General features: G+C 70.1%; 11 protein-coding genes and 1 pseudogene. 7 read left to right on the top strand and 5 right to left on the bottom strand.

Features of this window, described 5'->3' with window-relative positions:
• Together HKK72_RS31730 and HKK72_RS31735 are read right to left on the bottom strand one after the other, a co-directional pair.
• Positions 1-200 (bottom strand): annotated as a pseudogene (locus tag HKK72_RS31730) (hypothetical protein); the annotation flags it as partial.
• Positions 197-1,363, bottom strand: a complete 1,167-nt coding sequence (locus HKK72_RS31735) for an ATP-grasp domain-containing protein (protein WP_187238122.1) — start codon at positions 1,361-1,363, stop codon at positions 197-199. The pseudogene HKK72_RS31730 and the gene HKK72_RS31735, both read right to left, overlap by 4 nt.
• A 122-nt stretch (positions 1,364-1,485) precedes the next feature.
• On the opposite strand from HKK72_RS31735, the gene HKK72_RS31740 reads away from it, so the two are divergent.
• The gene (locus HKK72_RS31740) at positions 1,486-2,094 is read left to right on the top strand and encodes an HD domain-containing protein (protein ID WP_187238123.1); all 609 of its coding nucleotides are present in this window, start codon (positions 1,486-1,488) and stop codon (positions 2,092-2,094) included.
• Positions 2,095-2,174: 80 nt separating this feature from the next.
• Here HKK72_RS31740 and HKK72_RS31745 read toward each other — a convergent pair whose 3' ends face one another.
• A complete protein-coding gene (locus tag HKK72_RS31745; RefSeq protein WP_187238124.1) occupies positions 2,175-2,522 on the bottom strand; it encodes a VOC family protein in 348 nt (115 codons plus the stop codon).
• Positions 2,519-2,818, bottom strand: a complete 300-nt coding sequence (locus HKK72_RS31750; protein ID WP_187238125.1) for a DUF4031 domain-containing protein — start codon at positions 2,816-2,818, stop codon at positions 2,519-2,521. Before HKK72_RS31750 ends, HKK72_RS31745 begins: the two co-directional genes overlap by 4 nt.
• A 102-nt stretch (positions 2,819-2,920) precedes the next feature.
• Between HKK72_RS31750 and nudC the strand changes: the two genes are divergently transcribed.
• Positions 2,921-3,778, top strand: coding sequence for an NAD(+) diphosphatase (gene nudC, locus HKK72_RS31755; protein WP_187238131.1), 858 nt, complete (start codon positions 2,921-2,923; stop codon positions 3,776-3,778).
• 227 nt (positions 3,779-4,005) lie between these two features.
• Here nudC and HKK72_RS31760 read toward each other — a convergent pair whose 3' ends face one another.
• Complete coding sequence (locus tag HKK72_RS31760) at positions 4,006-4,266, bottom strand: mycoredoxin (protein ID WP_187238126.1); 261 nt, start codon at positions 4,264-4,266, stop codon at positions 4,006-4,008.
• A gap of 218 nt (positions 4,267-4,484) precedes the next feature.
• Here HKK72_RS31760 and HKK72_RS31765 point away from each other — a divergent pair, with 218 nt between their 5' ends.
• From HKK72_RS31765 to HKK72_RS31785, 5 genes are all read left to right on the top strand, one after another.
• A complete protein-coding gene (locus HKK72_RS31765) occupies positions 4,485-6,611 on the top strand; it encodes an ATP-dependent DNA helicase UvrD2 (protein WP_187238127.1) in 2,127 nt (708 codons plus the stop codon).
• 5 nt (positions 6,612-6,616) lie between these two features.
• On the top strand, positions 6,617-7,486 hold the full coding sequence (tesB, locus tag HKK72_RS31770; RefSeq protein ID WP_187238128.1) for an acyl-CoA thioesterase II: 870 nt from the start codon (positions 6,617-6,619) through the stop codon (positions 7,484-7,486).
• A 194-nt stretch (positions 7,487-7,680) separates the two neighbouring features.
• Positions 7,681-7,977, top strand: a complete 297-nt coding sequence (locus HKK72_RS31775; RefSeq protein ID WP_187238129.1) for a hypothetical protein — start codon at positions 7,681-7,683, stop codon at positions 7,975-7,977.
• 131 nt (positions 7,978-8,108) lie between these two features.
• Positions 8,109-8,381 carry a WhiB family transcriptional regulator gene (locus HKK72_RS31780; protein ID WP_261987405.1) on the top strand — a complete coding sequence of 91 codons (273 nt, stop codon included), beginning with the start codon at positions 8,109-8,111 and terminating at the stop codon, positions 8,379-8,381.
• On the top strand, positions 8,378-8,689 hold the full coding sequence (locus tag HKK72_RS31785) for a hypothetical protein (RefSeq protein ID WP_187238130.1): 312 nt from the start codon (positions 8,378-8,380) through the stop codon (positions 8,687-8,689). Before HKK72_RS31780 ends, HKK72_RS31785 begins: the two co-directional genes overlap by 4 nt.
• Positions 8,690-8,757: the final 68 nt, after the last annotated feature.

Genomic DNA, 8,757 nt, shown 5'->3' on the forward strand with positions numbered 1-8,757 from the left:
CCCCCGTAGTCCTCCAGCAGCAGCGCGCCGAGCACGCGGGCGGCGAGCCGGTGCTCGGCCGAGGAACCGGAGCCGGCCCCGCCGACCGCCCGGTCGGACGTCCCGCCGGACGTGCTCCGGGACGTCCCGCCGGAAGTGCTGCCGGACGTCCCGCGGGAGGCCTCGGCGGGTTTCTCGCCGGGCGCCTCGGGGACGGTCATCCGTGCAGCTCCCAGGCGTGGGCGGAGCGGAAGCGCGCGACGCAGGCCTCGACCCGTTCACGATCCGGGCCGATCGCCCGGATCGTGCCCAGGTAGTCGCGGTTGGTGTGGGTCAGCGTGACGACCTCGCCGGGACGGCGCAGCGGCCGGTAACTGAGCCGCACGCCGTCCTCGGCGTGCTCCACCGCGCCGGGGACGGCGCCGAGCGTTCCCGAGCGGTCGGCGAGCACGTAGTCGACCAGCGCGTGCCGCCCCGTCTCCCTCCCGTGATCATGCAGTTGTTCACCCAGATGAACGCGCAGGACGTGCTCGAAGACCGGAACACCGAGCAGATCGGCGAGTAGGAAGTCGCAGTGGTCGCCGATGATCCGGTAGTTCACCTCGATCAGCCGGGCCCGCCCAGCGGACACCACGAACTCGGTGTGGCACGCGCCGAACCCGACGCCGAGCTCCGCGAGCAGCGCCAGCACCCGATCGGTGCCGTCCGGTGGCGGCGCCCACTCCAGTCTCTGTTCGGCGAAGTACGGGGGCGGTGAGAGGGTCGTGCGGAACGACCCGAGCACCCGCGTCGTGTGACCGTCGCCGAGGGTCTCCAGGGTGTGGAGATCGCCGGGCAGGTACTCCTCCACGATGAGCGGCTCCGGGCGGGTGATCTCACGGCGCCGCGCCGCCAGATCGTCCCGGTCGGCGACGAGCACGACGTCCTCGCTGGCCACGCCCTCGCGCGGCTTGAGCACGAGCGGGTAGGGGGCGTCGTCCGGTACGTCGTCGGCGGGAGCGGTGAACACCGGGTCGAACTCGGCGAGATGGTCGCGCATCAGGGCCTTGTTCTTGGTGCGCGTGGCGGCCCGCCAGTCTTTTCCCGGCAGGCCGAAATAGGCGGCGGCGAGCGCGGTGGGCGCCTGCAGATGGTCGCTGTTGGAGAAGACGGCGGCGGGCGCACGGCGGATCCGATCGATGATCGCCCGAAAGTCGGTGACCTCGCATCCGACGACGTGGTGCGGGGTGGCGGGCACCTCCGTGGCGGCGTAGGCCCGTAGGTGGTCGGCGGGCCGGTCGGTGAGCACCGTGACGTCCAATCCGAGCCGGGCGGCCGCGGGCAGGAACCCGTGCGTCACCGAGTCGGTGACCTTGCCCGCGACGAGATACAGCCGGTCGGCCACGGTGCAGACACTCCTAGTGAGGTAAGCCTTACCTAAACCAAGGAGAACCCTAGTGGCCGGGCCGGGCGGGCCGGGGCCAAGCGCGAGAAATCGCGTGTCGCGAAGTCGGCGAAGATGGGGACATGGAGCTTCTTGATCGCTGGGTCGGGTTGGCCGGGCCGGACGCGGGCCGAGTCGGGGTGGATCTCACCGCCCGGTACGCCGAACCGCACCGCCGCTATCACACCCGCGAACACCTCACGGACGTACTGGACGTGGTCGACGAGCTGGCCGACCACGCCGACGATCCCGATGCCGTACGGCTGGCGGCGTGGTTCCACGACGCCGTCTACGATCCGCAGCGCGGCGACAACGAGGAGCGCAGCGCCTGGCTGGCCGAGCGCATGCTGACCGACACCGATCTCGGGCCGGAGACCATCGCCGAGGTCGCCCGCCTCGTACGGCTCACTGCGACGCACGCCCCCGCCGAGAGCGACCGCAACGGGCAGGTCCTGTGCGACGCGGATCTGGCGATCCTGGCCGCCGATCCCGAGCGCTACGCCGCGTACGCCGCCGCCGTCCGGGAGGAGTACGACTTCGTGCCGGACGAGCCTTTCAACCGGGGTCGCGCCGACGTGCTCCGTCAGCTGCTGGAACTGCCGCGGCTGTTCAGCACGCCGACCGCCCGCGACCGGTTCGAGGCGACGGCCCGGCACAACGTCGAGACCGAGCTCCTGCTCCTCGGCGGGTGATGGTGTCGATCAAGGATCAGGGTAGGTAGAGGTGCCGAGATGCTTGATCGACATGGGCGGCGAGCACGGGCCGATCGCGATCACCGGTGTCCGACGACGTTGACGACACGGCCATTGGGATCGACGACGAAGAACCGACGCACGCCCCAGGCCTCGTCTCGCAGGGAATGAACGATCTCGGCGCCGTCCTCGACCATGGCCGCGTAGACCGCGTCCACGTCGTCCACCTCGATGCTCAGGTCCGGCTGGACGGGCGCTGTGGCGTCCGGGCCCATCAGCGTGATCTGCGCCGTCGGATTGGACGGCGACGCCAGTGTCATGACCCAGCCCAGGTTCATGACCTCCACAAGGCCGAGGCGCTCGTAGAAGTCCCGGCTCTCCTCCAGTGCCTCCGACGCGATGTCGGGCACGACGCGGCGCACGCTCATAGGGTCTCCGTCTCGATCGCGGTCCGGCCCCTGACGCGGCTGGTCTTCCGGCGGCGCAGGCCCGCACCTGTGAGCCGGGTCAGGAGCTCCTGGCAGCCCACCGCCTGCGCGCCGAGCCCGATCGCGGCGTCGTACAGGTCGGCGGGCACGTCGTAGTGGTCGCGTTCGAAGGCACGTGGCGGAATTCCGAGCCGGGCCGCGAAGACGTGCAGCTCCTCGTAGGAGGAGTCGCTGACCATGTGGGACCACACACGTCCGCGCGCGGGCCAGAGGGGCCGGTCGATGAGGATGGTCACCGGACTAGAGTGCCATGGGTATTCGCATGCGAACCTAGGTGGTGCTGAGTGACGGAGTCGCCCCTCGGATGGCTGGCGCTCGCCCGGGGCACCCTCGACCGGATGTCGGCCCGGCGCCGGGACGACGACTGGATCGCCTCCCTCTGGAGCGATCCACGGACCCGTGTGGTCGCCGTTGAGGGCGGGAAGGTGCTCGTGTCGCACGAGCCCACGCCCCGCCTGGTGTTCCTGCCGCCGGACCGGGCGCCCGAGGGTGAGCGCTACCTGCTCGGCCTGGACGAGGACGGGATCGCCTACTTCGCCGTCTCGGGGCCCCTCCCCGCGGTCGAGGCGGCCGAGCCCGCCGGGCTGAGGAGGGTCGGCGCGCTGCTCGGCGACCGTGACTCCGGACTGATGACACATGCCGTCGCGATGCAGAACTGGCATGCGACGCACACGCACTGCCCGCGCTGCGGTACCCCTACGGAGCTGACCTCCGTCGGGCACACCAGGACCTGCCCGGCCGACGGCTCCGACCACTTCCCGCGCGTCGACCCCGCCGTGATCATGCTGGTGTACGACTCCGACGACCGGATCCTGCTCGCCCGCGGGCCGAACTGGCCGGGCGACCGCCGCTCGATCCTGGCCGGGTTCGTCGAACCGGGGGAGTCGCTGGAGCAGGCCGTCGCCCGGGAGGTGCACGAGGAGGTCGGGCTGACCATCGAGGACATCCGCTACCTCGGCAGCCAGCCGTGGCCGCTGCCGCAGAGCCTGATGGTCGGATTCTTCGCGCACGCGCACGACGGCCAGACGCTGCGACCCGACGCCGAAGAGATCGAGGACGCCGCGTGGTACACGCGCGACGAGCTGCGGGTCGCGATCGAGACCAAGAAGGTCGTGCCGCCGGGGCGGCTCTCGATCGCCAGCCGGCTGATCAGCCGCTGGTACGGATCCGAGCTCCCCGCCGCCGAGCCCTTCTAAGACCACCGCCCCAACCGCATGATCGCGTGCACGACCCCTCCCGACCCCCGTGATCATGCAGTTGTTCGCGGAGGCCTTCCCTCCGTGGGTATGCGTGCGAATAAGTGCATGATCACGGCGGAGAAGGTACGTGCGTGGTGTCGCAGGCGTGGGCGTGCTGCCGCCTTCTGGCGTGTCGTCTTCTTCGACTGGGCTTCTTCGGCGGGCCAAGTGCCGGGCGGCGTTGTTCAGGCGAGCGCGGCGAGACGGTTCTTGACCTGCTTGGCGGAGGGGTTGGTCAGCGCGGTGCCGTCAGGGAAGACCACGGTCGGCACGGTCTGGTTGCCGCCGTTGACCTTCATGACGAACTCGGCCGCCTCCGGGTCCTTCTCGATGTCGATCTCGACCATCTCGATGCCCTCACGAGACAGCTGAGACTTGAGGCGGCGGCAGAATCCACACCACGACGTCGTGTACATCGTCAGCTGGTCAGGCGTCGGCATCGCCATCGGTCGCTCGTCCCCTCAGGTTGATCAAACGTTGCAGTGGCACAACACCGCATGGGCGTCCGACATTCCACCGGTTAGCCTTCTGTGTCCGCCTTGCCGCTCCGGGACCATCCGCACGGCCCTTCACTCCGGTATGCGGCCTGTTCGCGGGGCCGGCGGTGCGAGGATGGTGCCTCGTGAACCCGACGCGATGAGCACGATGCGATGAGGAGGGGCGATTGGAACCCGAGGAGGTCCTCGCGGGACTCGATCCGGAACAGCGGGCGGTGGCGGAGGCCGTGCGCGGGCCGGTCTGCGTGCTCGCCGGCGCCGGCACGGGCAAGACGCGGGCCATCACGCACCGGATCGCCTACGCGACCCTCACCGGCATCGTGACCCCGCAGCGCGTGCTCGCCGTGACGTTCACCACCCGCGCCGCCGGCGAGCTGAGAGGCCGGCTCCGGCAGCTCGGCGCGCCGGGCGTACAGGCCCGCACCTTCCACGCCGCCGCGCTCAGGCAGCTCACCTACTTCTGGCCCAAGGTCATCGGCGGCGAGCCCCCGAAGATCATCGAGTCGAAGCTCGGGCTGATCGCCGACGCGGCTCGGGCCTGCCGGCTCTCCTTCGGCCGTACCGAGCTGCGCGACGTCGCCGGCGAGGTGGAATGGGCCAAGGTCACCCAGACCAGGCCAGAGGACTACCCGGCGGCGGCCGCCAAGGCGGGCCGCAAGCCGCCGGTGGACGCCGTCGACGTGGCCCGGATCTTCGTCATGTACGAGAGCCTCCGCCGTGAGCGCAACCTCCTCGACTTCGAGGGGATGCTCGAGCTCACCGCCGCGGTGCTCACCGAGCACCGCGAAATCGCCAACCAGGTGCGCGAGCAGTACCGCTACTTCGTCGTCGACGAGTACCAGGACGTCAACCCGCTGCAGAAGCTGCTCCTCGACACCTGGCTCGGTGATCGCGACGATCTGTGCGTCGTCGGCGACCCGAGTCAGACGATCTACTCCTTCACCGGCGCGACGCCCTCGTACCTGCTCGGCTTCACCAGAGACCATCCGAACGCCCAGGTGGTGCGGCTCGTACGGGACTACCGCTCGACCCCGCAGGTCGTGCGGCTGGCCAACGACGTACTGGCGCGACGCGGCACCGGCTCGCGAGCCGACGCCGACGGGAGCCGGCCCGCCCTCGAGCTCATCGCCCAGCGAGACGACGGACCCGAGCCGACCTTCACCGAGTACGACGACGAGGTCGCCGAGGCCGAGGACGTGGCACGCAAGGTCACCAAGCTGATCGAGAACGGCGTGCCCGCGCGTGAGGTGGCGGTGCTGTTCCGGATCAACGCCCAGTCGCAGATCTACGAGCAGGCGTTCGCCGACGCCGGCCTTCCGTACGTGCTGCGCGGCGCCGAGCGGTTCTTCGAGCGGCCCGCGGTGCGCGAGGCCGTCGTGCGGCTGCGCGGCGCGACGCGGTCCGGCGGCGACGCCGACAACGACGGCACGGGCCTGATCGCGACCGTACGCCACGTGCTGTCCGGCATCGGCTTCAACGACAAGGCGCCCGAGGGCACCGGCGCGGCGCGGGAGAAGTGGGAGTCGCTGGCCGCGCTCGCGCAGCTCGCCGAGGACATGGCGGTCGCCGACGCCTCGGCCGGTCTCGTGGAGTTCGTCGCGGAACTCGAAGAGCGGGCCGCGGCGCAGCACGCGCCACCGCTCGAAGGCGTGACGCTGGCCTCACTGCATGCCGCGAAGGGGCTGGAGTGGGACGCCCTGTTCCTCGTCGGGCTGACCGACGGCACGCTGCCGATCATCTACGCCGAGACGCCCGACCAGATCGAAGAGGAGCGGAGGCTGCTCTACGTCGGGGTGACCCGCGCCCGCGAGCACCTCGCGCTGTCGTGGTCACTGGCCCGTGCTCCGGGTGGGCGCAAGGTCCGGCGCTGCTCGCGTTTCCTCGACGGGATCGCCCCGCAGACCTCGACGTCGACGCCGGCCCGGATGACCAGGACCGATCGCCCGCGGTCGGCGAAGGGCCCGCAGCCGTGCCGGGTGTGCGCGCGGCCGCTGACCGCGGCGCTCGAACGCAAGCTCGGCCGCTGTGAGGGCTGCCCGGCCGACCTCGACGAGGCGCTGTTCGCGGGTCTGAAGACGTGGCGGGTGGCGACCGCCAAGGAGCAGAAGGTGCCGGCCTACGTCGTGTTCACCGACGCGACCCTGCAGGCGATCGCCGAGCGCAGGCCGGAGTCAGAGGCCGAGCTCGCCGTCATCTCGGGCGTCGGCCGCGCGAAGCTGGACCGCTACGGTGCCTCGGTGCTGGCGCTGTGCCGGGGTGAGACCCCTGCCACAACGCCCGACCTGCTTGACTGACCGCCGTGAAGGAATCTTTGAAGGAACTGCTCGATCTGCTGGACCTCGAGCAGATCGAGAATGACATCTTCCGCGGGCGCAGCCCCCAGGACCGGCAGCAGCGGGTCTTCGGCGGCCAGGTCGCCGGGCAGGCCCTGGTCGCCGCGGGTCGTACGGTGCCGGTCAACCGCCCCGTGCACTCCCTCCACGCCTACTTCATCCGGCCCGGCGACCCGAGTGTGCCGATCGTCTACACGGTCGACCGGGTCCGCGACGGCCGGTCCTTCACCACCCGCCGCGTGTCGGCGATCCAGCACGGCAAAGTGATCTTCACGCTGTCGGCGTCCTTCCAGATCGTCGAGGACGGTCCCGCACACCTCGCGCCGATGCCCCAGGGGGCCCGTCCCGAGACGCTGCCGACCTCCCATGAGCGGCTGGCCGTCCTGTTCGGTGAGCGATTCGCCGAGGAGTTCGTGCGGCGGCGACCTTTCGACGTACGGCACGCGACGCCGCTGACATGGGAGGCGGCCAAGGATCCCGAGCTGAAGACGCCCGAGTCCAAGGTCTGGCTGCGGGTCGACGGTGACCTGCCCGACGATCCGCTGCTGCACGTGTGCCTCATGACGTACGCCTCGGACATGACGCTGCTCGACACCGTACTGCTCAACCACGGCCTGGCCTGGGGCGACAAGCGGACCATGGGCGCCAGCCTGGACCACGCCATGTGGTTCCACCGGCCGTTCCGCGCCGACCAGTGGCTGCTGTACGCCCAGGACACCCCGGCCGCCGGCGGTGCGCGCGGACTGGCGCGGGGTCAGGTGTTCACCGAGGAGGGCGAACTCGTCGTCTCGGTGATGCAGGAGGGCCTGATCCGGGTCACCGAACCGGACCGGTGATCGGCACCTCCGCCGGGCGGTGAGGACCCCCTCGCGCCGGTTCCCGCGAAAGTTGCCAAGAAGTCACATAGTCGCAGGTCAAAAATACCTTGATTGATTTCGGCATCGAGCCGTACGCTCTACGCGAGCACTCAAACGGCTCGGCCCCTTCGGGGCGCCGAACCGTAGGAACCCAGAGAGGAGGTGGCAGTCCGGTGAGGATCTTGATCTCGAGCGACATGACCTGGTCCGCGGCTGCCGCCTGCACGGGTTCCTATGCCCAGTCACCCGTGGTCTCGCAGAAGGACGTTGCGCGCGCGCCGAAAAACGTGCGCCCCGCCAACGCCTCGCGGCTCGAGAATCTCGGCTCGCGACTGCGTGACGAGCAGCGTTTCCAGGTCAAGCAAGGGCGAAGCTTCATCTCCGACGCCAGCCCAGTCGCTATGACGGCTCACGTGGCCGCCACCGAAGGTGGCGTGTCGGGTCCGTACCCCTGGAGGCAACCGGTTTAGACGCCGGGAATGCCCCCAGGCCGCGGATCCAGACACCGGATCCGCGGCCTTCTTGTTTTGTCCGGGCCCCCGTCCAGGGGCCATCCGACGAACCCGTTGAAAACCAACGCAGATTATGGGGTGACACAGCGATGCACGGGACCGCGCTCACCATGAGCGACGAGGACCTGGCGCTTCCGTGCCGTAGGGACCCGGAGCTGTTCTTCGCCGAGGCGCCGGCCGACGTCGAGCTGGCCAAGGCCCAGTGCCTTGACTGCCCGATCCAGCGTGCCTGCCTCGCCGGTGCTCTCGAGCGCCAGGAGCCGTGGGGCGTCTGGGGCGGAGAGCTGTTCGTACGCGGCGTGATCGTGGCGCGCAAGCGTCCGCGTGGACGCCCGCGGAAGAACGCGGAGGTCGCCGCGTGACGACCTCGACCGGAGCGGCCGGCTCGCCGACCGCACAAACGCATCGAGCCGGTGGCCGCGTGCCGTCCGCGCGGCCATCGGTGCACGTCATCGGACCGGACGCCGAACTGGCGATCCGCCGTCTCAACTTCAGCAAGGAGCGCAAGGTGAGTTTGCTCAGCGTAGAACTGTCCCGCGAGCGAATACGCGAGCACGAACGGAAGATCGAGGATCTCAGCGCGATCGCACGTGTGCGCGCCATGCGGCGCGCGCGCCGGGACGCCCATGCGAGGGCGCTCCGGGTGCGTCGCATCCTGTTCATCCGGTAGGAGACCGACCCCGCTCTTCATGGATGGTTTGGCGGGTGAACGGACTCCCGGATGAACACATCGAGCGG

This window comes from Actinomadura sp. HBU206391 (genome assembly GCF_014323665.1).
In the GTDB taxonomy this organism is placed as follows: domain Bacteria; phylum Actinomycetota; class Actinomycetes; order Streptosporangiales; family Streptosporangiaceae; genus Actinomadura_C.